This is a genomic window from Sinomonas sp. B1-1 (assembly GCF_050474465.1).
Classification (GTDB): domain Bacteria; phylum Actinomycetota; class Actinomycetes; order Actinomycetales; family Micrococcaceae; genus Sinomonas; species Sinomonas flava.
Genome location: NZ_JBCHVF010000005.1, coordinates 121,706 through 147,289 on the forward strand (window position 1 = coordinate 121,706; position 25,584 = coordinate 147,289).

Here is a 25,584-nt window from a genome sequence, read left to right on the forward strand (position 1 = left end):
GCTCTCAGCCCACCTTCACGATCGTGTTGACGTAGATGCCGGGGGTGATGACGTTCTCGGGATCGAGGCCGCCGGTCGGCACGATCTCGGAGACCTGCGCGATGGTCTGCTTGGCGGCGGCGGCCATGATCGGGCCGAAGTTCCGCGCCGTCTTGCGGTAGACGAGGTTGCCCTTGCCGTCCGCCTTGAGCGCCTTGATGAGGGCGACGTCGGCGTGGATCGGGGTCTCGAAGACCTGCCACTTGCCGTCGAGGAAGCGGGTCTCCTTGCCCTCGGCGAGCATCGTCCCGAACCCGGTCGGGGTGAAGAAGCCGCCGATCCCGGCGCCGGCGGCGCGGATGCGCTCGGCGAGGTTGCCCTGCGGGACGAGCTCGAGCTCGATCTCCCCCGCGCGGTACTTCGCGTCGAAGTGCCACGAGTCGCTCTGGCGCGGGAACGAGCAGATCATCTTCTTGACCCGGCCCTCCTTGATGAGCAGCGCGAGGCCCTCGTCCGCCTGGCCGGCGTTGTTGTTGACGACCGTGAGCTCCTTCGCGCCGCACTCGAGGAGCGCGTCGATGAGCTCGAAGGGCTGGCCGGCGTTGCCGAAGCCGCCGATCATGACGGTCGAGCCGTCCCCGATGCCCGCCACGGCCTCCGCCACGGAGTCCTTGAATTCCAGTGAGTGTGCCACTGCCTGTCTCTCTCCTTCGATGCGTGCGGGGTTACTTCGCGGACACGTTCTCGAGCACCACCGCGAGGCCCTGGCCCACGCCGATGCAGATCGCGGCGACGCCCCAGCGCCCGCCGCTGCGCTGCAGCGAGCGCGCGAGGGTGCCGAGGATGCGGCCGCCCGAGGCGCCGAGGGGGTGGCCCATGGCGATGGCTCCGCCGTGCTGGTTCACGATCGCGGGATCGATCTTCCACGCGTCCACGCACGCGAGCGACTGCGCGGCGAAGGCCTCGTTGAGCTCGACGGCGGCCACGTCGTCCCACGTGATGCCCGCCTTGGCGAGGGCGCGGTTGGCGGCCTCGACGGGCGCGAACCCGAAGAACTGCGGCTCGTTCGCGGCGGCCCCGCGGCCGGCGATGCGCGCGATCGGGTCGAGGCCGAGCGTGCCGGCCGCGGCCTCGGAGCCGAGCAGCACGGCGGAGGCGCCGTCGGACAGCGGCGAGGCGTTGCCCGCCGTGACGGTGCCGCCCGTTGTCGTGCCCGAGGAGTCGCCGTTGTCCTTGCGGAACACGGTCTTGAGCCCCGCGAGCTTCTCAGCCGAGGAGCCGGGGCGGATGCCCTCGTCGCGGGTGAGGTCGGTGCCGGGGACGGGGACCACGAGGTCGTCGTAGAAGCCCGCGTTCCACGCCGCGTCGGCGAGGTTGTGGGAGTTGGCAGCGAACTCGTCCTGGCGGTCACGGCCGATCGCGTGCCGCTCCCGCAGCTGCTCGGTCGCCTCGCCGAGGGAGACGGTCCACTCCGTGGGCATGTTCGGGTTGACGAGGCGCCAGCCGAGCGTGGTCGAGGCCAGCGTCATGTCCCCGGCGGGGTATGGCCTCTCGGTCTTGGGCAGGACCCACGGGGCGCGGGACATGGACTCGACGCCGCCCACGAGCATGACGTCGGCGTCGCCCGCCTGGATCTGGCGGGAGGCGATGATCGCGGCGTCGAGCGAGGACCCGCACAGGCGGTTCACGGTGGTGCCGGGGATCGAGACCGGGAGCCCGGCCAGGAGGGTGGCCATGCGGGCCACGTTGCGGTTCTCCTCGCCCGCGCCGTTGGCGTTGCCGAAGACGACCTCGTCCACCGCACTGTGCTTGCCGTCGGTACCCTCCAATGCCTCCGCGGTGAGGCCGGGGGCGCGGTCCACGATCGAGCGGACCATGTGGGCGGCCAGATCGTCGGGGCGGACGCCGGCGAGGGCGCCGCCGAACTTGCCGAACGGCGTGCGGATCGCGTCGTAGATGAAGGCGTCGGTCATGAGTTGCTCTCCTCGGAACTCGGGGTGGCGGCCGAGACGGCGGCGCGGAAGTGGTAGTGCAGGAGGTCGGCGACGGCGGCGGGGTCCTCGGTCGGAGCGATGTGGGCGACGCCCGGGACCTCGACGGCGGTGCCGTTCTGGGCGTGCTCGGCCATCCACTGCGCCTCGGAGAGGGGGCAGACGGAGTCGTGCTCGCCCGCGATGGCGAGGAAGGGGGCCGCGATCTCGGGGAACCGGTCGCGGACGTCGTAGGCGGCGATGGCCCGGCAGACGGCCGCGTAGCCGAAGCGGTCGGCATCCCGCAGCGTGTCCAGCAGGCGCGAGGACTCCGCGGGGTGCTCTCCCAGGAAACCGGGCGCGAACCAGATCTGGGCAGAGGCCTCGAGGCGGATCGCCGTGCCCTGCTGCGCCACGGCGTCGGCACGCTCGGCGTAGGCCTCGGCACCGTTGAAGCGGGGCGACGAGCAGACCATGGCGAGGCTCAGGAGCCGGTCGGGGTGGCGGAGCGCGATCTCGGCACCCGTGGCGCCGCCCACCGAGTCGCCGGCGTAGTGGAAGCGGGCGCCCGGCTGGATGGAGTCGACCACGGCCACCACGGCGTCCGCGAGGTCGCCCACACTGAGCTCGGCGTCGGGCGCGAGTGACGGCGAGGCGCCGTGGCCGGGGAGGTCCCAGGCGAGGATGTCGTACTCGTCGCCGAGGAGCCGCGCGGCGTCGTCCCACATGGCGGTCGAGGTCCCGAGCGACGGCCCGAGCACCACGAGTTCCTTCTCCCCCAGCTGCTCGCGCGGGCTCAGCCGCACTGCCTTGATGGTCGGTACGCTCACGCGCTCCTCGCTTCCCTCGATGACGTCTGGAGAGTTCGCTGGCTCTCCGGATTCTCCCATTCAGGATGCCATGCGTTCGTATGATGCACAACTGTTCGCTAGACGAACACACTGGCGGCGAGCAGTGTTTGCCGCGACGACTCCGCGGGTAGGCTCCGCGGATGCTGTCCCTCGAAGCGGCGCGCGTCGCAGGAGCCAGCCTTTCGGTGGGCGCGGCGAGGGTCTTCTCCTCCACCCACTGGCTCGGGATCCCGATCGCGCTCGTCGGGGCGGTGTTCCTCGCGCTCGGGACCATCTGCCAAGGGCGCGGGGTGGGAGCGCACGGCGGCCGGCAGACCTCGCTGCGCGTCCTCGTGCGCCGGCCGGTCTGGCTCGTGGGAACCGCGATGCTGGGCGCGGCCATCCTCCTGCAGCTCGCGGCCCTCCGGTTCTCGCCGCTCATGGTGGTCCAGCCGATCGGCGCCGCGGCCCTTGTCGTGACGGCCCTGGCCACTGCCCGCAGCTCCCGCCAGCTCCCCGGCCGGCGGAGGACTGCGGGCATCCTCCTGAGCGTCCTCGGGATCGCCGCCTTCGTCGCGGTGGCCGCGGTATCGGCCCAGGACGTGCAGATCGACGACCGGCATCTCCGCACGACGCTGATCCTCCTGGCGCTCGCCCTCGCCGCCACGCTCCTGGTCTCCGCCCGCAGCCGCACCCGCCCGAGCGCCATCGTCTCCACAGGCGCCGCCGGAGTCCTCTACGGGTTCGTGGCGACGCTCGCCAAGGCGGTCTTCGGACGCATCGACCAGGGAAACTTCGCCTGGCTCTCCGTCGCCGGCCTGGCGGGACTGGTGGCTGCGCTCGTGATCGGGGCCCGCTTCGTCCAGAAGGCCCACGCAGGCGGCAGCGACGAACTCGTCGTCGCCGGGCTCACCGTCGTCGACCCGATGACGGCCGTGACCCTCGGCATCGTCGTCCTCGGGGAGGCGGACGCCGCGCCGCCCGAGGCGTTCGCGGGCTTCCTCCTCGCGGGAGCCGCTGCGATCGCGGGAGTGTGGCTCGTGGCCCGGTCACACCCGGCGGGGCACGGCTGAAGACAGAGGATGGAGTCCTCAGGACCGAGGATGGAGTTCCCTGTCAGGATCCCGTCCCCGTGAGCGTGGTCCACACGCCGACGACGCCGGCCGCCGCCATGAGTGCCGCCGTGGCCCAGCCGATGGTCGCCGCGACCCTGCCGTTGACGTATGCCCCCATGATCTTCCGGTCCCCCGAGACGAGCATCGTGACGATGAGGAAGGGCGCCGCCGCGATGCCGTTGATGATGGCCACGAAGACGAGGAGCCCCATCGGGTCGTCGAGGGTGACGGCGAGGATGACCCCACCGATGATGCCGACCCCGAGGAGCCCGTAGAAGACCCTGGCCTTGCGCGGCCTCCGGTCGAAGCCCCACCGGGTCCCGAGCAGCCCCGACAGGCCCACGGACGCCGAGCCGGCCAGGACCGGGATGGCCAGGATGCCGGCGCCGATGAGGCCGATCGCGAAGAGCGCCTGCGCCGCCGGGCCCGCGACGGGTTCGAGGGCCTTGGCGGCGTCCGCAGCGGAGGCGATCGCGACCCCGCCGGCCTTGCCGAGGGTCGCGGCGCTCGCGGCCATGATCGCGAACATCACGAGCACCGAGAAGACCATCCCGGTGAACACGTCGGCGCGCGCTGCCCGGAGCTTCTGCCGGGCGGCGGGACCGTCCCGGTCAGGCAGGGCGATCGGCCACCGTCCGCCCAGCTCCTCGGCGCGCATCTCCTCCACCCGGTGGGCCGACTGCCAGAAGAAGAGGTACGGGGAGATGGTGGTGCCCAGGACCCCGACGAGCAGCTCGAGGTAGTCCCAGCTCCACTGGAACTGCGCCAGCGCCAGGCCCGCCAGGACGTCCGTCCAGCCGACGTCCGCGGCGAACAGGACCGCGACGTAGGCCAGCAGGGACAGGCAGAGCCACTTGAAGATCCGCGCGATCACACCGAAGGATCCGCTCATCAGCGTGACCGCGATGCCCACTCCGGCGACGGCGGCCCACAGCTGGTCAGGCCCGGCGCCCAGGAGCTGCATGCCCTGGCCGACAGCCATGAGGTCCGCCGCGATGTTGAGGGTGTTGGCGACGAGGAGCGCGACGATGAGGATCCCGATCACGATCCGCGGCTTGCGGGAGAACTTCCTGCGGATGAGCGTCCCGAGGCTCTCCCCCGTGGCGAGCGCCGTCCTGTCGGAGATCTCCTGGACGGCGAGCATCATCGGCAGCGTGACGGGCGCCGCCCAGAGCATGGCGTTCGAGAAGCTCGCGCCGGCCTGGGCGTAGGTCGCGACGCCGGACGCGTCGTCATCCGCCGCGCCCGTCACGAGCCCGGGCCCTAGCAGGCCGAGATAGCGCCGGACACGGCTCTCCTTCGATCGCGCTTCGGCGAGTGCTTCCTGGGGCACAGATCCTCCTCTGAGGTCAGACCTCCGCCCGCTACCCGACCGGCGGCAGGGGCAAACCCCGACAGCCTGCCGCTAGTCCCCCACGTGGAACGCGAGCGGCAGCGCGAACCGCTGGGCGTGCAGCCTGTACCGCGGGAGCTCCCCGGGTCCGCACGCGGCCGTCCCGATGCCGTGGTGCTCGGCGTCGAGGTTCACCCAGACCCAGTCCGGGTCCGGAACGAGCTCAGTGGGATGGGCGGCGGCGTCGAGCGCCTCCGTGGTCCAGGGCCGGGCGGTGAGCATGAAGGGCCCGCCCGCGACCGTCAGCCGGCGCCCCGCTCCCCCGTGTCTCCCGGAGAACTCTGCCCGGCGGACGCTGCGCCGGGCGCCGTTCTCCTGCGGGCGCAGGTACGGGGTCTGGAGCCCGGCCACGCTGGACTCCCAGCGGCCCTCCCTCACCCCCGCGGCGCAGTCCGGATAGGCCTCCCCCGGGCCGAGGCCAAGCCACCGGACGCGGTCCAGCCCCGCGGGCACCGCGAGTCGCACCCCAAGGCGCGGCACCGGCACGGACCACGTCCCCACCGGCGACCCGACGACGTCGACGTGCACCGCCGCGCCCTCGGCCCGCCACCGGTACTCGACCTCGTAGCCCACGTCCGTCGCGGCCGGCATGACGTGCGTGACCACGCTCAGCGCCCCGTCCTCGGCGGTCACCGACAGGACCCGGTGGCGGAGCCGGTCCAGGCCCAGCGCCCGCCACGCCTGGGCGGGAGGGTCCACTTCGGCGCGCTCGTCGTTGTCCGTCGGCGCGCGCCACAGGTCGAGCCGCGGCCCGCGCACGGGCAGGTCGCCTAGCCGCACGAGGGTTCCGAATGGGTCGAACGCGGCGGGCCCCAGCTCCCAGCCCTCAGCGGTCTCCACCGGCTCGGCGTCCCCCGCCGGGCGGGAGGGGCCGTGCCTGACCGCCGCGCCGTCCCCGGCCCCGAGCCGCGCCTGCCCCCAGGCGACCTCGTGCCCGGCCGGCGCCCACGCGGCGTCGTGCGCCAGGTGCGCGCTCACCGTCAGGACGCGCACGACGCCGCCGCGTGGCTCCGGCGCGGCCGTCACCTCGGCGGGCAGGGGCATGTCCGCGGACTCGCCGGGGCCGAGGACGGGAACGGCCAGCGCGCCCGAGGCGACGGGCTCGCCGTCGTCCGCGAGGTGCCAGCGGAAGGCGAGGTGCCCGGTCGTCGTGTGGGCGAGCCGCGAGCGCACGGCGACGCACTCGCCCGAGGGCTCGAGGCGGACCGGCTCGTAGGCCTTGGCGAGCTCGGCGAGGCCGGGCGAGGGGGTGCGGTCGGGGAAGAGGAGCCCGTCCGCGAGGTAGTTCGCGTCGTGGAGTTCCTCGCCGAAGTCGCCCCCGTAGGCGTAGAACTCGGCCCCGGAATCCGGGCCCGAAGCGGTGCGCTGGAGGATGCCGTGGTCGATCCACTCCCACACGAACCCGCCCGCGAGGCGGGGGTAGTTCTCGAACAGGTCCTCGTACTCGGCCAGGCCGCCAGGCCCGGGGCCCATCGCGTGCGCGTACTCGCACAGGAGGAACGGGAGGGCGCGGCGGTGGTAGTCGTTGGAGCGGTCCTGGGCCGGCGCCTCTTCGTCGCGGCCGATGAGCTCCGTCTCGGCGTGCCCGGTGTACATGCGGGAGTAGACGTCCACGTAGGAGCTGTCCGGGTCGCCCTCGTAGTGGATGAACCGGTCCTCGTCCCGTTCGCGCGCCCAGTCCGCCATGGCGGCGAGGTTGCTCCCGCGCCCGGACTCGTTGCCGACCGACCAGCCGATCACGCACGGGTTGTTCTTGTCCCGCTCGACGGTCCGCTGGATCCGGTCGAGGAGCGCGTCGCGCCACTCCGGCTCGTCTGCGGGGTTGCCGCGCCAGCCGACGCGCTCGAAGCCGTGCGTCTCGAGGTCGCACTCGTCGAGGACCCAGAGCCCGTACTCGTCGCAGAGCGCGAGGAAGCGCGCGTCCGGCGGGTAGTGGCTCGTGCGGACCGCGTTGATGCCGTGGCGCTTCATGAGCTCGACGTCCGCCCGCATCGTGGCCTCGTCCAGCGTGCGCCCCGTGACGGGGTGCCACTCGTGGCGGTTCACGCCGCGGAGCCTGAGGGGGGCCCCGTTGGCGAGGAGGGTCGCGTCCTGGATGGCGATCGTGCGGAAGCCGACCGCGAGCCGGACCGTCTCCACCGGGTCCGGCCCCCGGCCGGCCGAGACGGTGGCGCGGTAGAGCCGCGGCGACTCGGCGCTCCACGGCTCCACGGCCGGCACGGCGATGGGCTGGTTCGCGGGCGCCTCGATCCCGAGCTCGGGGATGCGCACGACGGCGCCCGGCCCGGCTCCGGCGGCTGAGTCGCCGCCCGCGGACCCCGCGCCGGGAACCTCGACGAGGAGCTCGCCCGATCCGGTCTCGGCGTCGTAGGAGGCGTGGACGAAGAGATCCTCGATCCCGCCGTCGGGGCGGTGCAGCAGGGTGACCGGGCGGAAGATCCCCGAGAGCCACCACATGTCCTGGTCCTCGAGGTAGGAGCCGGACGACCACTGGTGCACGCGCACGGCGAGCGTGTTTCCCTCCGGGGTGCCGGCGGGTGCGAGCTGCTCGGTCGCGTCGAATTCGTGGGTGAGGCGGGACCCCTTCGCCTCGCCGAGGCGGTGGCCGTTGAGGAAGACCTCGAAGGCCGAGTCGACGCCCTCGAACCTCAGGAGCCACCGGCCGGGTGCCGGCGCCTCGGGGGTCGCGAAGGTGCGGCGGTACTCGCCGGTGGGGTTCTCGTCCGGGACCTCGGGGGGGTCGATGGGGAACGGGTACCGCACGTTCGTGTAGGCCGGCGCGGAATAGCGCGGCGGGCCGGGGACTCCCTCGAGCTGCCAGCAGTGCGGCACCCGGAGGCGGTCCCACCCGGCGTCGTCGAGTCCGGGATCGGCGAATCCGGGCTCCGCTCCCCCGCCGGGATGCGCCCCGCCCGCGGTGGGCCAGAAGCGGAAGGCCCACTCGCCGTCGAGCGCCAGGCTCACGGCGTCCGTGTCGAAGTGGGCTCGCGGCGGGAGGACTCCGCGGTGGGGAGTGATGTCCGTGATCCAGGGGGCTGCCGGCATGGGGGCCTTCCGTGAGGGGGCGACGTCGGGGCGACGGGCTGGGACCCGCCCCACGCTACCGAGGATGGGAGGCGAGCGGGAGGGCCATGGCGCATGCGCGGCGGCAGCATCCCGGCGCAGTAGAGTCGCGGGTGTGACCCAGCCCGTCCGCATTGCCTACGGCCCGCATCCTGACCAGTGGGGCGACCTGTATCTCCCCGCGCCCGGGACGTCTCGGGCGCCCGACGGCGGGTGGCGCGGCGTCGTCGTCGTGGTCCACGGGGGCTACTGGCGCGACAGGTACACGGCCGAGCTCGGCGCGCCCGTCGCCGCGGACCTCGCCGCGCAGGGGTTCGCCGCGTGGAACCTCGAGTACCGGCGGGCCGGGACCGACCTCGAGGACGGCGCACGGTCCGCGGGCGACGGCGGGTGGCCGGCGACGTTCCTCGACGTCGCCGCCGGGATCGACCGCCTCGCCGATGTGCCGGGTCTCGGCGTGCTCGCGGACGACGACGCCGGGCGGCTCTCGCGGGCGCTCGGCGCGGGACGCGTGGTCGGCCTGGGGCATTCGGCAGGAGGGCACCTCGCCGCGTGGGCCGCGGGGCGGCACCGGCTGCCGGAAGGCGCCCCCGGTGCGGGACCGCGTGTGGTGCTCGCCGGCGTCGTGAGCCAGGCGGGGGTGCTGAGCCTCGCCGCGGCGGAAGAGCTCGGGCTCAGCAACGGCGCGGCGCGGAACCTCATGGGCGGCGCCTCGGCGGACTCGCCCGAGATGGCCCTCTCCTTCGGGCTCGCCGACCCGATGCGCGCGCTGCCGATCGGCGTGCCCGTCCACGCGGTCCACTCGCGCGCCGACGAGGCGGTGCCGTTCGCCCTCTCGGCCGACTACGTCACGGCGGCGCAGGCGGCCGGGGACCCCGCCGTCCTGCACGAGACGACCGGCGACCACTTCGCCGTCATCGATCCCGGGCATGAGGCCTACGCGCTCTGCCGGCGGCTGGTCGGGGACCTGCTCGCCTGAGCCTGACCCGCGCGTTCCCGCCGCGCCCCGCTGGCATCATGGGCGCGTGAGCATCCTCAAGGCCGTCATCCTGTTCGCCCTGGCCGCACTCGCCGAGATCGGCGGCGCATGGCTCGTGTGGCAGTCAGTCCGCGACGGGAAGCCGTGGTGGTGGGCCGGGCTCGGGGTGATCGCACTGGGGATGTACGGATTCATCGCGACGTTCCAGCCGGACGCGAACTTCGGCCGCGTGCTCGCGGCGTACGGCGGGGTGTTCGTGGCAGGGTCCCTGGCGTGGGGCATGGTGATGGACGGCTTCCGACCCGACCGCTGGGACGTCATCGGGACGGGCGTGTGCCTGGCGGGCGTCGCGGTCATCATGTTCGCCCCGCGGACCGGTGCCTGACGCGAGCGCCTGCCGCTCGTCCGGGTCAGGTCCCGATCTCGGTGCGGACGGCGTAGAGCTCGGGGAAGAACGTCAGGTCCAGGGCGCGCCGGAGGAACCCGACCCCGGACGAGCCGCCCGTGCCCCGCTTGAAGCCGATCGTCCGCTGGACGGTGCGCAGGTGGCGGAAGCGCCAGAACTGGAAGTTGTCCTCGACGTCCACGAGCGCCTCGCACGCCTCGTAGAGCCCCCACGGGGTGTCGTCGGATTCGTAGATCCGGCGGAAGACCGGCACGAGGGCGGGCTGCATGCTCCAGTGCTCGCTCACGTCCCGCGCCAGGATCTCTTCCGGGACGGGGTAGCCGGCGCGGGCGACGGCGCGCAGGAACTCGTCGTACACCGTCGGCTCGGCGAGGACCGCCTCGAGCAGCGCGTGCGCCTCGGGCTCGGAGGTGAAGACGCCGAGCATGCGGCGGTCCTTGTTGCCGAGGATGAACTCGACCGCCCGGTACTGGTACGACTGGAAGCCGGAGGCGTGCCCGAGCGAGCCGCGGAACTGCGCGTACTCGCGCGGGGTCAGCGTGGCGAGCACGCTCCACTGGTCGGTGAGCTGCTTCTGGATGGCCTTGACGCGGGCGAGGCACTTGAGCGCCATGCCGAGGTCGTCGACGGCGAAGCGGGCGCGGGCCTCGCGGAGCTCGTGCAGCATGAGCTTGAGCCACAGCTCGGACGTCTGGTGCTGGATGATGAACAGCATCTCGTCGTGGTGCTCGGGCTCGCTCACGGGGTGCTGGGCGTGCAGGAGCCGCTCGAGGTCGAGGTACCTGCCGTACGTCATGGCACCGTGGAAGTCGGTGCGGATGGTGGGCTCGAAGTCGCGCACGCCGTCGGCCACGGGATCACCCTGCCTCTCGTGAGGGCGTTGGCGGGCCCCGGTGGGGGCCGTCACACGATCGTAGCCGTGGGGAGAGCGTGCCGTCAGAACTCGATCCCGCGCGCCAGCCCGATGAGCTGGTCCTTGACATGGTCCAGCGTCGGCCCGGTCGGTGAGATGAGGACCTGGACGCTGAAGGCGCCGACGTCCTTGCCCCGCACCACGATGAGGTCGATCGTCGTGACGGGTTCGTCGCCTGCGGGCCGATCCGTTTTGGCCCGCGGGAACGTGCCGGTGGCGATGGCCGCGCGGTCGCCGACCCCCGAGACCTTCTCGCCTTGGAGCGATGTGAAGGCGGTCGACGACGCCGCGCCCTTCTCCAGCTGCAGGGAGAAGACGATCGAGTCCGGTCCCGGCGTGCCGGGCTGGCCGAACGTGTACCGGCAGCTGGTCTCACCCGGCAGGAGCTGCGCGTCGGTCGTCGCACCGAAGGCCTGCTTGACCTTGTCGGCGCCCACGAGGGCGCAGACGGGGCTGTCGGTGGTGGTTGGAGGCCCGACGGGCGGGGCGGACGGGACGCTGAGCGCTGTCCCGTTCCCCCACCCGGCGTCGACCGTCGCCTGGGCGAGCGCTCGCGCAATGGCGCTGCCGTCCGGCGGGGGCGCCGTCGTGGTGGCTCCCGGCGGGGCAGGCGGCGGGGACAGGTAGCGGAGGTCGAGGACCTCCTTGCCGCGCACCGCGACAAGGATCGTGTTGGCGGAGGCGCCGTTGCCCTCTCCCCGGAAGTAGCCGGACCACTGGAAGCACGCGAAGTCGCCGATCCCGGCGACGGGCGAGCAGTCGCTGGACCGCTTGGCCGTCTCGATGTCCGCGGCCGACGCGGGCGAGTTCAGCGACACCGACAAGAAGTTCGGTCCGCCGTCCTTCATGCTCGAGTAGCTGCAGCTGTAGTCCTTGGGCCCGAAGGGCCGGGGGCTGTCCTGCCCGTACTGCGTCAGGGCCGGGTCGATCTTCGAGGCACGTTCCGGGGTGATGAGGCTGCACGCCGGGTTCGCTGCCGCACCGGACGAGGAGGACGACGGCGTTTCGCCGCCCTGGGAGCATGAGCCCAGCACGAGGACGAGCACCGCGGCGCCCGCGAACGCGCCTCGTGGCCGCAGGATCCGCCGAACGCCCATGCCCCTCACCAAGCCCTCCGGAAGCTGCCCCCTCGCGCAAACCGTAGCCTTCGGACGTCCGGGGCCAGTAGAGGCCATGGGCCCGGGAACCGGGACCCCGATACGCTGCTCGACACCTTGCCTTAATCCACATGCTGGTGAAATGGTGACCTGCATCACATTCGCATCTGGAGCCGTGGGGGTTCTCGTGAAGCGTCCGTCTGTGCTGTCTGTGGTCATCGGAATGGTCGCCGCCCTGCTGGTCGGCCTGACGCCGGTGGCATCCGTCGCAGCCCCGAAGGGGGGTGATGACCTGGATGCCTACACGGCCACCGTCACGCCGGCCCAGCTCGCAGAGCTCGTCCGCCTCGGCCACGACGTGGAGCCAAAGGCCCGTGGCGGCGACAGCACCGACGTCGACGTGGACCTCGTCCTCACCCAGCAGGAGAGCGACTACCTGCGCGGCCACGGCATCAATGCCCAGCTGAAGAAGGTCAACGGTGGGCAGACCGTCAAGCAGTTCGCGGCCGCCCAGGCCGCCGCGGGCTACAAGGTCTGGCGGTCCTGGGACCAGCCCGGCGGCATCCGCGACGAGCTCGTGCAGGTCGCCGCGCAGTATCCGCAGATCGCCAAGCTCGTCAAGATCGGGACCACGATCCAGGGCCGGGACATCCTCGGGATCAAGCTGACCCAAGGCGCCACCGGCGTGGCCGACGGCACCCGGCCAGCGGTGCTCTACAACGGGACCCAGCACGCCCGCGAATGGATTGCCACCGAGGTCACGCGACGGATCATGAACCACTACATCGACGGGTGGAAGGCCAACGACCCTGAAGTGAAGAAGCTCCTGCAGACCTCGGAGCTCTGGTTCGTGCCGGTGGCCAACCCTGACGGCTACCAGTTCACGTTCGACCACGAGCGCCTCTGGCGGAAGAACACCCGCGACATCAACGGCGACGGGCAGATCACCTCCGGCGACGGTGTGGACCTCAACCGGAACTTCCCGAACCACTGGGGGTACGACGACGAGGGCTCGTCCGGGCTGCCGTCGAGCGAGACCTACCGGGGCACGGCGCCCGTCTCGGAGCCCGAGACGGCAGCGATGAAGGGCCTGCTGGACAGGATCAAGTTCAAGTTCCAGGTCAACTACCACTCCAACGGGCAGTGGCTCCTGTACAGCGAGGGCTGGCAGATCGGGACCCCCACGGCGGACGACCCGATCTACTACGCCCTGTCCGGCAACCTCGACAAGCCCGCGATCAAGGACTTCCACCCCGGGCTGAGCTCGGACGTCCTGTACGTCACGAACGGCGAGACGAACGACTACGCCCACACGGCACTGGGAACGCTCGCGTGGACGCCGGAGCTCTCGGAGGGCTGCGACGGCTGCGGATTCGTGTTCCCCGACGACGAGGCCCTCGTGCAGGCCGAGTTCCAGCGGAACCTGCCGTTCGCCGAGTCGGTGGCGAAGTCAGCCCTCACGCCGGACAATCCCGTCTCGGTGCTCGGCACGCAGACCAAGCCCTTCTACCTCAAGAGCGACGACCCCTACAAGCGCGGCAACCCCGGCGCGGACCTGACCTTCGCATACTCCTATGGGGACCCGCAGACGGTCGCGGTCATCGCGAAGCGGAGCGTCGGCGCGGTCACCGCGAAGTGGCGGGTCAACGGCGGCGCCGTCCAGTCGGCGCCGACCTCCGAGTGGCAGGGCGGCGAGCGCTACGCGCCGGCTGCCACCTACTACCACCAGGTGCGCGGCACGGTGACCGGGACGAGCCCGGGCGATTCGGTCGAGGTCTGGTTCGAGGGCGGGGGCCAGAAGAGCGACTCGTTCACCTACAAGGCCGTCTCGGAGACCGGCAACCAGGTGCTCATCGTCGCGGCCGAGGACTACACCGGCGCCTCGCCGGTCCAGAAGTCCGGCCCGAACTACCTTGACTACTACGTCAACGCACTCAAGGACAACAGCGTCGGAGCGGACGTGTACGACGTCGACGCGCGGAACCGGACGGCGCCCGACGCCCTCGGCGTCCTGAGCCACTACAAGGCCGCCATCTGGTACACGGGGGACGACATCGTCACGCGCACCGCGGGCCGGGGGCCCGGGAACGCGGACCGGCTCGCCCTCGACGAGCTGCTCGAGTTCCGCGCCTACCTCAACGAGGGCGGAGCCGTGGCCTATACCGGGGACACCGCCGGCAACCAGTACACGGGCAACGTCGGCACCCAGATGTACGACCCCAAGGGTGAGATTGCGTGCGAACCCCTGCCCGCGGGCGTCGACCCCCGCCGCTGCCTCGCACTCCGCGGTTCCGGGGACGGCGTCAACGACGTCCTGCAGTACTGGTTCGGCGGGTACAACGTGGTGGCCCGCGACGGTCTCGATGCGACAGGCAAGCCGTTCGGCGTCCTCGGGAAGGACGTTCCCTTCACAGGCCTGACCTGGGGCCTGAACGGCGGGCAGAGCGCCAAGAACCAGAACGACACCATGTCCTACGTCGCGACGAGCGGCGTCCTGCCCGTCGAGAAGTTCAAGCAGTTCGAGAGCTGGCCGGCGTCCGTCTGGGACAAGCCGGGCGGACCGTACGCCCCGCACACGGGGACCCAGTACGTCTACTCGCAGCTCGCCGACATCTCCTACAAGCGGCTGGCGAACACCGTCTCCGTCCCGGCAGGAGGCGCGAAGCTCTCCTTCTGGACCTCGTACGACACCGAGGCGGACTGGGACCACCTGTTCGTCGAGGCGCGCACGGCAGGCCAGGACGACTGGACGACCCTCCCCGACGCCAACGGCCACACGTCCACCGCAACGGGTGAGAGCTGCGCGGCAGGGTGGGTCGACCTGCATCCGCAGCTCGCCCACTACCAGACGTGGGACGGCGCGAGCAGCTGCACGGCGACCGGCACGACCGGCTCGTGGAACGCGGCGAGCGGCAACTCCGGCGGGTGGCAGCAGTGGTCGGTCGACCTCTCCGCCTACGCGGGCAAGGACGTCGAGGTGGCCATCGCGTACGCGAGCGACTGGGCGACGCAGGGGCTGGGCGTCTTCGTCGACGACGTCGCGGTTTCCACGGGCCAGGGCTCGACCTCCTTCGAGACCGGCATGGACGGCTGGACCGTTCCCGGCGCGCCTCCCGGGAGCGCCGCGAACGGCAACGACTGGGTCCGCACGGACGCCGCCGGCTTCCCGGTCGGCAACTCGATCGCGACCCGGGACACCGTGCTCATGGGCTTCGGCCTCGAGGGCGTGACCACGCGGGCGGCGAGGGCCGCCGTCATGGGCAAGGTCATCGGCTACCTGCGCAAGTGACGGTGCTCTGAGCACAGCGCGACGACGGGCGACGGCGGCACTCACCTGCCGCCGTCGCCCGTCGTCTGCCTTCGCATGGCAAACCCCTTGCCGAGCCCCCGGGCGCAGGAGTAGGCATGTGGGAAAGCGATGACTGAGAAGGAGCACCCATGCGCTATCGCACGCTCGGCAGTTCTGACCTCGAGGTCTCGGAGATCTCCCTCGGCTCGTGGCTGACCTACTCGGGCGGCATCGAGGCGGACCAGACGCGCGCCTGCACCGAGGCCGCGTTCGACGCCGGGATCAACTTCTTCGACACGGCCAACGTCTACGGCCGGGGCGCCGCGGAGACGGCCTGGGGCGAGATCCTCTCGAAGCACCCGCGCGACTCCTACATCCTGGCCACGAAGGTCTTCGGGCAGATGTCCGACGATCCGGCCGAGCAGGGGCTCTCCCCGGCGCAGATCGCCAAGCAGATCGACGCCTCGCTCAGCCGCCTTCAGACCGACCACGTGGACCTCTACCAGGCGCACCGTTTCGACGCGAGCGTGCCGATCGAGGACACCGTCGAGGCGCTGCAGAAGGTCGTAGAGCAGGGGAAGGCCCGCTACCTCGGCTTCAGCGAGTGGAGGCCCGAGCAGATCCAGGCCGCAATCGACATCGCCGGGCCCGGCCTGTTCGTCTCGTCCCAGCCGCAGTACTCCATGCTCTGGCAGGCCCCCGAGGACGAGGTCTTCCCGCTCTGCATGGCCAACGGGATCTCGCAGATCGTGTGGTCGCCCCTCGCCCAGGGCGTCCTCACGGGCAAGTACAAGCCGGGCCAGGCCCTGCCCGAGGACAGCCGCTTCGCCAACGAGGCCATGAACGCCTTCAAGGACCGCGTCCTCCAGGACCCGATCCTCGAGGCGGTCCAGCGGCTCGTCCCGGTCGCCGAGGGAGCCGGCCTCGATCTCCCCACGATGGCGCTGGCCTGGGTGCTGCGCCGCACCGAGCTCGCGTCGGCCATCACGGGCGCCTCGCGGCCCGAGCAGGTCCACGCCAACGCGGCCGCCTCCGGCGTCGAGCTGAGCGACGACGTGCTCGCGGCGATCGACGACGCCCTCGGCGACGTCCCGGTCAAGGGCCAGACGCCGGCGCCCAACGCCCAGGAGGGCGTCCTGCACCGCGCCTGACCCGACCGGAACGGCCGGGGGTCACCGCCCCCGGCTGTGCATGACGTGCTTGGTACGGGAGTAGTCGTCGAGGGCGTAGACGGAGAGGTCGCGCCCGTACCCGGAGCCCTTGAACCCGCCCCACGGGACCTCGTTGGCGAGCACGAGGTGAGCGTTGACCCAGACCGTGCCGGCGTCGATCCGTGACGCGACGTCGTGGCTGCGTCGCCCGCTCTCGGTCCACACCGAGGCGGCGAGCCCGAACGGGACCTCGTTGGCCCGGGCGATCGCCTCGGCCTCGTCGCTGAAGGTCTCGACCGTGACCACGGGGCCGAAGATCTCCTCGCGGGAGCACTCGGCGCCGTCGGGCACGTCCACGAGCACGGTCGGGGCCACGAAGTACCCGGGCCCCTCGAGCGCCGCGCCGCCGATCGCGGCGCGGATGCCCTCGGCATGGGCACGCTCGAGGTAGCCCAGGACCCGCTCGTAGTGGCCCTTCGAGTTCAGGGGTCCGATCTCGACGTCGGCCCCTGCGCCGGGCTCGCCGACGACGAGCGTGCTGACCTCCCGCACGAGCAGCTCCGTGAACTCCGCGGCGACGGACTCGTGGACGAGGACCCGGCATGCTGCTCCGCACTCCTGGCCGGAGTTCCAGTACCCCGCGGCCCGCAGCGAGGAGGCAGCGGCGGCGAGGTCGGCGTCGTCGAACACCACGACCGGGGCCTTGCCGCCGAGCTCGAGGTGGACCCGTTTGAGTGTCTCCGCGGCTCCGCGGGCCACCGACCGGCCGCTGTTGACCGATCCGGTGAGGGCGATCATGTCCACGTCAGGGTGCTCCGAGAGGCGCTGCCCGACGACGGACCCGCGCCCCGTGACGACGTTGAACACGCCGGCCGGGAGGAGGTCCGCGACCAGCTCGGCGAACTTGAGCGTGGTCAGCGGGGTCTGCTCGGAGGGCTTGATGACGAGGGTGTTCCCCGCGGCCAGGATGGGGGCGATCTTCCACGCGCCCATGAGCAGCGGGTAGTTCCACGGCGTCACGACCCCCACGACGCCCAGCGGCTCGCGCAGGATGAGCGAGAGGTGGTCCTGCGCGTACTCGCCGGCGGCCATCGACGTCGTCGCCCGCAGCGCCCCGGCCATGAAGCGGAAGGTGTCGATGGTGCCCGCGACGTCGTCCTCGGAGACCATGAGCGGCTTGCCAGTGTTGGCCGACTCAAGGCGGACGAGGAGGTCGGAGTGCTCGGCGAGGCGGTCGGCGATCCGGTGGAGGACCTCCGAGCGCTCCTTGGGCACGAGCCGGCCCCACGCCTCCTTGGCGGCGAGGGCGGCCGCGACGGCGGCGTCGACCTCCGTCACCGTCCCGTCCGCGACCGAGGCGACCGGCTCGCCGGTGCAGGGGTCGATGACCTCGGTGACCGGCCCGGAGGTCCCCGGGCGGAAGGCCCCGTCGATGAAGTGCTCCCCGGGCGGAAGCTCGGCGTCCGCGACGAGGCCGGCAGCCGTCTGGGACCTGCGGACCTGCGCCGTGCCGGTCGTGGCGCTGCAGGCGTTCGTAGTGCTGGTCTGGAGGGACATGTGCTGGTCCTTTCCCCTAGGCGTGCGCGGTCTGGAACCGGGACGCGTCGAGCGCGGCCAGAGCCTGCTTGAGGCGCGCGAGTTCGTCGCCACCGAGGTCTGCCGTGGGCCGCCGCGGCGACCCGGCGGGGAGTCCCCTCAGCCCCAGACCGGCCTTGACCGACGGGATGAACGGCACGGACAGGAGCGCGTCGATGACCGGGTAGAGGACGTTCCACTGCTCGCGGGCGCCGACGAGGTCGCCCTCGGCGATGAGGCGGGCGACGACGACGATCTCCTCGGGCACGACATTCGCCGTGCCGGCCATCACCCCAGCCGCACCCTCGGCGAGCGCGCTGTACAGGTAGGCGTCCCAGCCGATGAACGTGCCGATGACGTCGCTGTGGTGGTGGATGAGCTGGAGGGCCTGCTCCCAGTTCGCGCTGGAGTCCTTGATGTAGCGGATGTTCGGCACCTCCTCAGCCAGGGAGCGCACGGTGGCCGGGTCCAGGTTCACCCCGGTGACGGCCGGGATGTTGTAGAGCATGATGGGCAGCTCGACCGAGCCGGCGACGTCCTTGATGTACGCGACCGTCTCCTCGAGGGACAGCGGCTCGTAGTACGGGGTGATGAGCATGAGCACGTCCGCGCCGGCCTGCTCGGCGGCCTGGGAGAGGCGGATGGCCTCGGCGGTCGAGGTCGCTCCGGTCTGGGCGATGACCGGGACGCGCCCGGCCGTGTGCTCGATGACCGTCTCGATCAGGAGCAGTCGCTCCTCGGAGGACAGGGCGCCGACCTCGCCGGTCGAGCCCGCGGCGACGACGCCGCCGACGCCGGCGTCGATCGAGCGGTCGACGACCTTGCGCAGGGTGGCGACATCGATGGTCTCGTCCTGGTTGAAGGGGGTGGAGAGGGCGGTGAGGACGCCGGATAGCTGGGTGGTCATGCTGGCTGTACTCCTTGGGAAGCGCGTTCGGGGGGTCGGTGGCCTTGGTTCAGTTCAGGAACCGGAGGCGAGGCGGAGGTGGGGCGTGGTGCTCTGCCGCTCGGTCGCGAGCAGGCTCGCGGCCTCCTGGGCGGCGGAGAACCCGGTGGTGATGGAGCTCTCGGTATAGAGGGTGCCGAGGTAGTCCCCGGCGAGGAAGACGCGGTCGGTGCCGCGCATGAGCGTGGACTGGATCTTGGCCCGCCCGGGGAAGCAGTACGGGGAGGCAACCTTCCACCGGTCGGTCTGGGCCTCCACGACGCTGTCCGCGAAGCCGTGTCCCAGCACGGCGTCGAGGTCGGCGAGGTGGGTGGCGATGACCTCCTCGTCGCTCTTCTCCAGCAGCGCCCGGCCGAGGCTGGCCGGCGAGAAGGTCATGAAGCTGCCGCCGGGCTTGCGCACGGACTCGGTGCCGCGGACGATGCTGGCCTGGTTCAGGGCGATCGCGAAGGAGCGCTTCGGGGCGGCGATCGCGTAGATGTCGTCCCACGGCCGGGCGGTGGTCTCGTCGGTGAGGAAGGCCGTGCTCACGTGCGGGCCGTACTTGATCTGGCCGAGGGCGTCGCGCAGCTCCGCGGGCAGGTCCACCCCGATCCGGTTGGACACATCCGCGGTGGTCGCGAGCACGACGGCGCGCGCCTCCACCTCGCGGCTGATCCCTCCCTGGTGGTAGCGGACCACGACCGAGTCCTTCTTGTGCACGACCTCTTGGACGGTGGCATCGAGCTGGACCCGGTCTCCGAGGGCGGCGGCGATCGACTCTGTCAGCGTGGACGGGCCGCCGACGATCCCGCGGCTGAGCCCATGGCCGAAGCCGAGGACGAGGCTGAAGTAGCCGATACCGGCGCCGGCGGAGATCTGGTCCATGTCCCCGGCGGAGCGGGTGACGGTGGTCTTGAACAGCGCGGCCGCGTCCTCGGACAGGTCTCCGACGAAGTCCTGGAACGAGGTCTCGTTCTCGAAGTCGTAGATGCGCTGCTGCCGCTGCGCACCTGACTCGCCCGACCGCTTCCGCACGACTCCCGTGTACTTGGCGACACCGGCGACGACCTTCAGGCCCGCCCGGAAGGTGTCGATCCGGGACGCCAGCGACATCGGGATGCGGAAGGGGTACGTGGCGATGTGGCCCTTCTTGATGAACGTCCCGTTCATCGACAGCGCCTGGAGGGACCCGGGGATCTGGACGGCCGTGACGCCCACCTCGTTCAGCAGGGCGTCGGTCGAGGACCCCTCGCCCGCGAAGACGTGGCCGCCCCAGTTGAGCCAGTATGCACCCCGGCGCTCGGACCGGATGCGGCCGCCGACGCGGTTCTCGGACTCCAGGACCACGGTGTCCCAGTGCCGCAGGCGCCAGGCTGCCGAGAGCCCGGCGAGACCGCCACCGACGATGACGACGTCTTTCATGTCAGGTTCCTTCGAGAGTGTTGTTGGGTGGGAGGACAGGAGGGTCAGCTCAGGACGCGGTTGCGGGAGCGGGCGCCTTTGGGGGCAGCCGTCTCGAGGGCCGCTGCTTGGCCGAGGGTCATGCCGCGGGTCTCGGGGGCCCAGGCGATCGAGACGACCATCCCGAGCAGCGTGATGATCGCGGCGATGATCATGGTGGTGCCGATGCCCAGGCCGGAGAGCGCGAGCGGGACGAGGTACGTGCCGGTCGCTGCGCCGATGCGGCTGAGCGAGGAGGCGAGGCCGACGGCGGATCCGCGCACCTCGGTGGGGAAGAGCTCGTTGGGGTAGACCCACTGCATGATCTGGGTCCCGCCGATGAGGAGGGCATAGGCGGCGAAGAGGATCATGATGATCATCGGGTCCGCGCTCGGGAAGAGGCCGAGGCCTAGCAGGGCGAGTCCGGCCCAGAGGAAGCTGTGGATGATGAGCGGCCGGCGGCCCATGCGGTTCACCAGGAACACGGCCACGAGGCAGCCGATCAGGAACATCACGGTGATCGCGGCCGAGCCGAGGTGCGCGAGGTCGCCGCTGAGGTTGAGGGCCTCGAGGATGGCGGGGCCGAAGGCGTAGACGGCGAAGAGCGGCACGATGGAGCAGGTCCAGAAGATCGTGATGAAGGCCATGCGCTTGCCATAGCCGGAGCGCACGAGCTCGCCGAGGCTGACGTTCGCGCCACCCTCTTCGGGAAGGTCGGCGAGGGTGACGTGCGGGCCGTAGACCTTGGCGAGGACCTCGTTGGCCTCTTCATGGCGGCCCATCTTCGCGAGCCAGCGCGGGGATTCGGGAGTTCCCATCCGCAGGAGCACGATGATGAGCCCGGGGATGGCCGCGCTTGCGAGCATCCAGCGCCAGCCGTCGGCGAAGGTCAGGAGGAACTGGCCGACGATGTAGGCGACGGCAGCGCCGACGAACCACATGGTGACGAAGGCGCCCAGGAGCGGGCCGCGCCACTTGCTCGGGGTGAACTCCGCGAGCAGCGAGGTGGCGATCGGGTAGTCGGCGCCCACTGCGAAGCCGATCAGCAGGCGAAGCACGATGAGCCACACGGCATCCCCCACGAATGCCTGGGCGATCGAACAGGCGACCAGGGCGATGAGGTCGACGGTGAAGAGCAGGTGCCGGCCGAACTTGTCCGTGAGCCAGCCGCCGAGGAAGGCACCGAAGAAGATGCCGATGAGGGCCGCCGCGCCGATGAGGCCTTGCTCGGAGGCCGAGAGTCCGAACTGCGGCGTGATCTGGATCATCGCGACGCCGATGATGCTCAGGATGTACCCGTCGAGGAACGGTCCGCCGGAGGAGTAGAGCGCCAGCTTCTTGTGGAACGACGACAGGGGAGCGTCGTCAACGACATGGGACATGGGGTTTCCCTTCGGATGTGGGTGGACCGCTCTGGGCGGGCCCTCGAGAGGAGGTGAGGGGTGCTTGTCGCGGGCCGGCCGCTGTCGTCATCGGCAGCCGCCGGTGCGGTAGTCCGGGTCGGGGTCCCGCCCGCTGCAGAGGATCGGGGCCGCTGTGATCAGGTGCGCATCATGTGATGCGTTGCACACCATCCTAGGATTTGATCAAAGATCGAGCAAGGGGTGCGACGCAACTTTTTTCGCAGGCACCCCGGGGATGCCCGGACACAGAAAAATCGCCGCTGTCCAGCGGCGAAGGGAAAGGGCACGGTGGGGATTGGCTGCAGGGGCTCGGCAGCGCGCCCCTCGGAAGGCTCAGTCGCCGGAGGGCCTGCCGCGCAGGCTGCCGGCGGGCCCGACGGCGTCGGGCGGCGCCTCGGAAGCGAGGGAGGGCAGGGCCGACGCCATCCGCTTGGCGTGGGCTGCCGCCTCCGCGTCTCCCTCGGCCGCGGCGACCACCGCGCCGCAGATGAGCGCCTGGAGCGTGCAGGCCACCCCCTCGGGGTCCCCAAGCCCTGCCTCGGCGGCGATCTCCTCGATCTCCGCCAGCGTCGAGTCGAGCTGACGGGCGGCCTCCTTCGCGAAGGGGTGCTCCGGGCCCATCTCGATGATCACCTGCTCGAGGGCGCCGGGCGCCTTTCCCTGACGGAACAACCCGTCGAGGGCGTCGAAGAGGCCGAGCAGGGCGTCCCTGCCGCTCATGCCGGACGCACGGACCGCTTGGGCTATCGCCGTTCGCGCACGCCCCCAGCCCTGGAGACAGGCGAGGATCAGCGCATCCTTGCTGCGGAAATGCCGGTAGAAGGTGGCCTTGGCCACCCCGGAGCGTGCAATCAGCTCCTCGATGCCGACCCCTCTGATCCCCCGCGTGGCGAAGAGTTCCTCGGCAGCTGCGAGGATCCTGCCCCTCGTTCCCCTGCCGCCCCTCGCTGAGACGGCCGGCCCCACGGACAACGCTGTCAGCAGCATCTGCATCCCTGCCCACCTCTCTCCGGCCCGCGCGAAGAGCGGTGGGCCAAGCGATCCGGCATCGGAGAGATGCTTCCCAGCGCTTCTCTGCATTAAACGGCAGGCCGCCCCGCTGCGTGGGGTCCAGCCTCCTCACCTAGGCGAAGGCATGTGCCTCGCGAGAGCGTGGGGGTTCAGGGTGTGGGGTTGCCTGCCTAGGCGGCGATCTTGCGGCGCATGCGGTCCAGGAGGCGGCGCAGCAGGCGCGAGACCTGCATCTGGCTCACCCCGAGCTCGGCAGCGATCTCGCTCTGGCTCATCTCCTGCACGAAACGCATCCGGATCAGCCGCATGTCCTCCTCGCTCGCCCCCTCCAGCGCCGCGGCGAGCATCTGGCGCTCCTCCACCCGCTCGAACCCCGGATCCGTGAACGAGACGACACACGAGGACGCACCCCCCGCCTCCGGCTCCGACACCCCGTCCAGAGGCTCGATCGCCACCCCGACCATCGCCGAGTCCGCCCCCCGGGCCTCGGCCACCTTCCCCGCCGCAGCACCCGCGGCCTCGCTCAGCTCCGCCGCGGTGGGCTCACGCCCCAGATCCTGCTCCAGCCGCTCCCGCGCAGCCCGCACCCCCAGGCGCAGCTCCTGCACCGACCGCGGCGGACGCACGACCCACGACTGGTCCCGCAGATGACGCTTGATCGTGCCCGTGATCGTGGGCACCGCGAACGGCACGAACCCATGCCCGGACCCCTCCCGGTACCGCTGGGCCGCCATCACCAGCCCCAGCCGCGCCACCTGGCGCAGGTCCTCCGGATCATGCCCCGGCACCCGGTACCGGCGCGCCAGCGCATCCGCCACCCCCAGATGCTCCGCCACCAGAACCGCGGCCTCCGCACCCAGCGGCCCCCGCACCGCCTCCCGCGGCCCCTCCTGGGCCCCCTGCCCCTCCTGGGCCCCCTGCCCCTCCTGGGCCTCCTGGCCCTCCTGCGGGGCCTCCGGGGTCTCCTGGGCCTCCACAGCCGCGGCCCCGCGCAGGGCATCCCCGCGCCCGCCGGCCAACACCTTCAGACGAGCCTTCGACTCACTCACAGCGCCATCCTCCTTGCCGCCGCACACGCGGCGTCCCGGTCCTTCCGGCCGGCCAGGCCCCCCTGCCCGTTCCCGGGCCCCGGGGTTCCTGGCCGGTTCTGTCCAGTTCCGTCCAAACGAGACAGACCTGTCTGTCCCGCTAGAAAGAGTTATACAAGTAGACAGACCTGTCTGTCTAGAGCGTCACCCAAATAGACAGACCTGTCTGTCTGGAGTGCTACGATGGACGCCATGGACGGCCGAGACCTTGGCCGGGCCCTTGGGGCCGCGGCGCGTAAACCTGCCCGGGAGCGGATCCTGGAGACCGCGTACGGGCTTTTTGCCAGACGCGGCGTGCGAGACGTCGGAATCGACGAGATCATCACCCACTCCGGGGTCGCCAAGGCCACGTTCTACCGGCACTTTCCCTCGAAGGAAGCGCTCGTCCTCGCCTACATGGACCGCTGGTACCAGGTGCGCCACGACGCCATCGAAGAGGCGATCGCGCACGCGCACAACCCCGACGACGCGCTGCTGGCGGCCTTCAACGTCCTGGACGACTGGTTCAGCCGCGGCGCCGCGGAGGTCAACACGTTCCTCCACGTTGTGATCGAGTTCGGACCCGCCCACCCGCTGGGCCGGGCCGCGATGGCACACCTCGCCGCGATCCGGGGGCGGCTCGCCGCTCTGGCAAAGGCCGCCGGGCTCGACGACCCCGAGGGATTCGCCTGGTCGTTCCACATCCTGACCAAGGGCGCGATGGTCGCCTCCATCGAAGGCGACCACCGGGCCGCCATCCGCGCGCGCAACCTTGCCCGGGCCCTGATCGACTTGCACCGGCCGGACACTCCGGGGAGCCCCACCGCGGACCGGGACGAGGAGCGCGAAGCCGCAATCCTCCGCGGGCTCGACTCGGCCAAGCGGTAGGAGACGGCGGCGCAGACCATGTCGCCGCCGCGCGCTGAGAGTTCCTAGAGCTCCGGGCGGAGCGCTCCGTCGGGAGCGGGCGTGACGTCCCCTGCCGCGGCATCCTCGGTCGCCGCCCAGCTCCCGAGGAGGCGCAGCGACTCCTCGGACGGGGAGCCCGGAACGGCCGGATATACCGTGAAGGTCAGGCCCGGGTCCTCGGCGAGCGAGAGCGCCTCGAACAGGAGCTCGATCTCCCCGACCACGGGATGCCGGAAGACCTTGTTGCCGGAGTAGTGCCGGCGCACATTGTGCCGCGCCCACAGCGCGGCGAACTCCTCGCTGCGCGTCGAGAGCTCGCCCACGAGGTCGGCGAGTCCTTTGTCGTACGGATTGCGGCCAGACTCCGTGCGCAGAATCGCCACATTGTTGTTGGCGGCAACGTTCCAGTCCGGGTAGAAGTCCCGGGCCCGTGGATCCAGGAAAATGAAGCGCGAGGAATTCGCGGGGCGGGCGGTGCCGTCGGGCGCGAGGCGGGGCGCGCCGTCGTACATCTGGCAGTAGAGGGCGCGGCCGAGCCGATTCGTTGCCAAGATGTCCATCCTCGCGTTGCGGACGAAGGCGGGCGCGCCCGTCATGGCGTCGAGCATGAACTGGACGCTGGGACGGACGGCCTGACGGGAGGCGCGCTGGCGGGCCCGCGGAGAGGCGTTGGCAGTCCGGGCGAGGTCGAGGAGGTGGTCCCTCTCGGCGTCGTCGAGCTGGAGCGCGCGGGCGAGCGCCTCGAGGACCCCGTCCGAGGCGCCGGCGAGGTTCCCGCGCTCGAGCCGTGTGTAGTAGTCCACGCTCACGCCCGCGAGCAGCGCCACCTCCTCGCGCCGCAGCCCCGGCACCCTGCGGTTGCCGCCGTAGACGGTGAGGCCGGCTTGCTCGGGACTGATCCTCGCTCGCCGGGTGGCGAGGAAGTCGCGGACCTCGGCGCGGTGGTCTGTTGCCATGCGCTCCACGCTACGCCCGTCGCGTGGAAGCCGAGAGGCCCTGCCAGTACCCGTCTCGCGGGCCACGCTCCCCTGGCGATCGTCTGGAAGGCCAATGAATTCACCCGCAC

Annotated in this window: 20 protein-coding genes; 6 read left to right on the forward strand and 14 right to left on the reverse strand. The window is 71.4% G+C overall.

What is annotated here, in order from left to right:
* Positions 1-4 precede the first annotated feature (4 nt).
* The 3 genes from ACQ5BE_RS10190 to ACQ5BE_RS10200 are packed head-to-tail and all read right to left on the reverse strand — an operon-like array spanning position 5 to position 2,779.
* Positions 5-673 (reverse strand): 3-oxoacid CoA-transferase subunit A, encoded by a 669-nt coding sequence (locus ACQ5BE_RS10190; protein WP_430296922.1) that lies wholly within the window; start codon positions 671-673, stop codon positions 5-7.
* A 31-nt stretch (positions 674-704) separates the two neighbouring features.
* Complete coding sequence (locus ACQ5BE_RS10195) at positions 705-1,952, reverse strand: thiolase family protein (RefSeq protein ID WP_430296923.1); 1,248 nt, start codon at positions 1,950-1,952, stop codon at positions 705-707.
* Entirely contained in the window at positions 1,949-2,779 is an 831-nt protein-coding gene (locus ACQ5BE_RS10200) for an alpha/beta fold hydrolase (RefSeq protein ID WP_430296924.1), read from the reverse strand. The genes ACQ5BE_RS10195 and ACQ5BE_RS10200 overlap by 4 nt, the downstream gene beginning before the upstream one ends.
* Positions 2,780-2,940: 161 nt before the next feature.
* Between ACQ5BE_RS10200 and ACQ5BE_RS10205 the strand changes: the two genes are divergently transcribed.
* Complete coding sequence (locus ACQ5BE_RS10205) at positions 2,941-3,852, forward strand: multidrug DMT transporter permease (protein ID WP_430296925.1); 912 nt, start codon at positions 2,941-2,943, stop codon at positions 3,850-3,852.
* A gap of 43 nt (positions 3,853-3,895) precedes the next feature.
* Here the strand turns inward: ACQ5BE_RS10205 and ACQ5BE_RS10210 are convergent, their stop codons facing one another.
* The gene (locus tag ACQ5BE_RS10210; RefSeq protein ID WP_430296926.1) at positions 3,896-5,227 is read right to left on the reverse strand and encodes an Nramp family divalent metal transporter; all 1,332 of its coding nucleotides are present in this window, start codon (positions 5,225-5,227) and stop codon (positions 3,896-3,898) included.
* Positions 5,228-5,299: 72 nt separating this feature from the next.
* Positions 5,300-8,332, reverse strand: coding sequence for a glycoside hydrolase family 2 TIM barrel-domain containing protein (locus ACQ5BE_RS10215; protein ID WP_430296927.1), 3,033 nt, complete (start codon positions 8,330-8,332; stop codon positions 5,300-5,302).
* A gap of 133 nt (positions 8,333-8,465) precedes the next feature.
* Between ACQ5BE_RS10215 and ACQ5BE_RS10220 the strand changes: the two genes are divergently transcribed.
* Together ACQ5BE_RS10220 and ACQ5BE_RS10225 are read left to right on the forward strand one after the other, a co-directional pair.
* On the forward strand, positions 8,466-9,329 hold the full coding sequence (locus ACQ5BE_RS10220) for an alpha/beta hydrolase family protein (protein WP_430296928.1): 864 nt from the start codon (positions 8,466-8,468) through the stop codon (positions 9,327-9,329).
* Between the two features lie 46 nt (positions 9,330-9,375).
* Positions 9,376-9,714 (forward strand): YnfA family protein, encoded by a 339-nt coding sequence (locus ACQ5BE_RS10225; protein WP_430296929.1) that lies wholly within the window; start codon positions 9,376-9,378, stop codon positions 9,712-9,714.
* A gap of 25 nt (positions 9,715-9,739) precedes the next feature.
* Here ACQ5BE_RS10225 and kynA read toward each other — a convergent pair whose 3' ends face one another.
* A complete protein-coding gene (gene kynA / locus ACQ5BE_RS10230) occupies positions 9,740-10,588 on the reverse strand; it encodes a tryptophan 2,3-dioxygenase (protein ID WP_430296930.1) in 849 nt (282 codons plus the stop codon).
* Positions 10,589-10,671: 83 nt separating this feature from the next.
* Positions 10,672-11,745 (reverse strand): hypothetical protein, encoded by a 1,074-nt coding sequence (locus ACQ5BE_RS10235; protein ID WP_430296931.1) that lies wholly within the window; start codon positions 11,743-11,745, stop codon positions 10,672-10,674.
* A 202-nt stretch (positions 11,746-11,947) separates the two neighbouring features.
* Here ACQ5BE_RS10235 and ACQ5BE_RS10240 point away from each other — a divergent pair, with 202 nt between their 5' ends.
* Both ACQ5BE_RS10240 and ACQ5BE_RS10245 read left to right on the forward strand, forming a co-directional pair.
* Positions 11,948-15,034, forward strand: a complete 3,087-nt coding sequence (locus tag ACQ5BE_RS10240; RefSeq protein ID WP_430296932.1) for a M14 family zinc carboxypeptidase — start codon at positions 11,948-11,950, stop codon at positions 15,032-15,034.
* 149 nt (positions 15,035-15,183) lie between these two features.
* Positions 15,184-16,185, forward strand: coding sequence for an aldo/keto reductase family protein (locus tag ACQ5BE_RS10245; RefSeq protein ID WP_430296933.1), 1,002 nt, complete (start codon positions 15,184-15,186; stop codon positions 16,183-16,185).
* Between the two features lie 21 nt (positions 16,186-16,206).
* On the opposite strand, the gene ACQ5BE_RS10250 is transcribed toward ACQ5BE_RS10245, so the two are convergent.
* From ACQ5BE_RS10250 to ACQ5BE_RS10275, 6 genes are all read right to left on the reverse strand, one after another.
* On the reverse strand, positions 16,207-17,742 hold the full coding sequence (locus ACQ5BE_RS10250) for an aldehyde dehydrogenase family protein (protein ID WP_430296934.1): 1,536 nt from the start codon (positions 17,740-17,742) through the stop codon (positions 16,207-16,209).
* Positions 17,743-17,758: 16 nt separating this feature from the next.
* A complete protein-coding gene (gene dapA, locus ACQ5BE_RS10255) occupies positions 17,759-18,667 on the reverse strand; it encodes a 4-hydroxy-tetrahydrodipicolinate synthase (protein WP_430296935.1) in 909 nt (302 codons plus the stop codon).
* 54 nt (positions 18,668-18,721) lie between these two features.
* Entirely contained in the window at positions 18,722-20,110 is a 1,389-nt protein-coding gene (locus ACQ5BE_RS10260) for a protoporphyrinogen/coproporphyrinogen oxidase (protein ID WP_430296936.1), read from the reverse strand.
* Between the two features lie 44 nt (positions 20,111-20,154).
* Positions 20,155-21,510 (reverse strand): MFS transporter, encoded by a 1,356-nt coding sequence (locus ACQ5BE_RS10265; protein WP_430296937.1) that lies wholly within the window; start codon positions 21,508-21,510, stop codon positions 20,155-20,157.
* Between the two features lie 354 nt (positions 21,511-21,864).
* Positions 21,865-22,518 (reverse strand): TetR/AcrR family transcriptional regulator, encoded by a 654-nt coding sequence (locus ACQ5BE_RS10270; RefSeq protein WP_430296938.1) that lies wholly within the window; start codon positions 22,516-22,518, stop codon positions 21,865-21,867.
* A 194-nt stretch (positions 22,519-22,712) separates the two neighbouring features.
* A complete protein-coding gene (locus ACQ5BE_RS10275) occupies positions 22,713-23,591 on the reverse strand; it encodes a sigma-70 family RNA polymerase sigma factor (protein WP_430296939.1) in 879 nt (292 codons plus the stop codon).
* A 231-nt stretch (positions 23,592-23,822) separates the two neighbouring features.
* Between ACQ5BE_RS10275 and ACQ5BE_RS10280 the strand changes: the two genes are divergently transcribed.
* Positions 23,823-24,497 (forward strand): TetR/AcrR family transcriptional regulator, encoded by a 675-nt coding sequence (locus ACQ5BE_RS10280; protein ID WP_413251060.1) that lies wholly within the window; start codon positions 23,823-23,825, stop codon positions 24,495-24,497.
* 44 nt (positions 24,498-24,541) lie between these two features.
* On the opposite strand, the gene ACQ5BE_RS10285 is transcribed toward ACQ5BE_RS10280, so the two are convergent.
* Positions 24,542-25,474, reverse strand: a complete 933-nt coding sequence (locus tag ACQ5BE_RS10285; RefSeq protein ID WP_430296940.1) for a helix-turn-helix transcriptional regulator — start codon at positions 25,472-25,474, stop codon at positions 24,542-24,544.
* Positions 25,475-25,584 lie beyond the last annotated feature (110 nt).

Bases quoted from the DNA above. Each gene is read 5' to 3' on its own strand.
- ACQ5BE_RS10195 (WP_430296923.1), bottom strand. From the start codon at position 1,952: ATGACCGACGCCTTCATCTACGACGCGATCCGCACGCCGTTCGGCAAG.
- ACQ5BE_RS10205 (WP_430296925.1), top strand. From the start codon at position 2,941: ATGCTGTCCCTCGAAGCGGCGCGCGTCGCAGGAGCCAGCCTTTCGGTG.
- ACQ5BE_RS10215 (WP_430296927.1), bottom strand. From the start codon at position 8,332: ATGCCGGCAGCCCCCTGGATCACGGACATCACTCCCCACCGCGGAGTC.
- ACQ5BE_RS10235 (WP_430296931.1), bottom strand. From the start codon at position 11,745: ATGGGCGTTCGGCGGATCCTGCGGCCACGAGGCGCGTTCGCGGGCGCC.
- ACQ5BE_RS10245 (WP_430296933.1), top strand. From the start codon at position 15,184: ATGCGCTATCGCACGCTCGGCAGTTCTGACCTCGAGGTCTCGGAGATC.
- ACQ5BE_RS10250 (WP_430296934.1), bottom strand. From the start codon at position 17,742: ATGTCCCTCCAGACCAGCACTACGAACGCCTGCAGCGCCACGACCGGC.
- dapA (WP_430296935.1), bottom strand. From the start codon at position 18,667: ATGACCACCCAGCTATCCGGCGTCCTCACCGCCCTCTCCACCCCCTTC.
- ACQ5BE_RS10260 (WP_430296936.1), bottom strand. From the start codon at position 20,110: ATGAAAGACGTCGTCATCGTCGGTGGCGGTCTCGCCGGGCTCTCGGCA.
- ACQ5BE_RS10265 (WP_430296937.1), bottom strand. From the start codon at position 21,510: ATGTCCCATGTCGTTGACGACGCTCCCCTGTCGTCGTTCCACAAGAAG.
- ACQ5BE_RS10270 (WP_430296938.1), bottom strand. From the start codon at position 22,518: ATGCTGCTGACAGCGTTGTCCGTGGGGCCGGCCGTCTCAGCGAGGGGC.
- ACQ5BE_RS10280 (WP_413251060.1), top strand. From the start codon at position 23,823: ATGGACGGCCGAGACCTTGGCCGGGCCCTTGGGGCCGCGGCGCGTAAA.
- ACQ5BE_RS10285 (WP_430296940.1), bottom strand. From the start codon at position 25,474: ATGGCAACAGACCACCGCGCCGAGGTCCGCGACTTCCTCGCCACCCGG.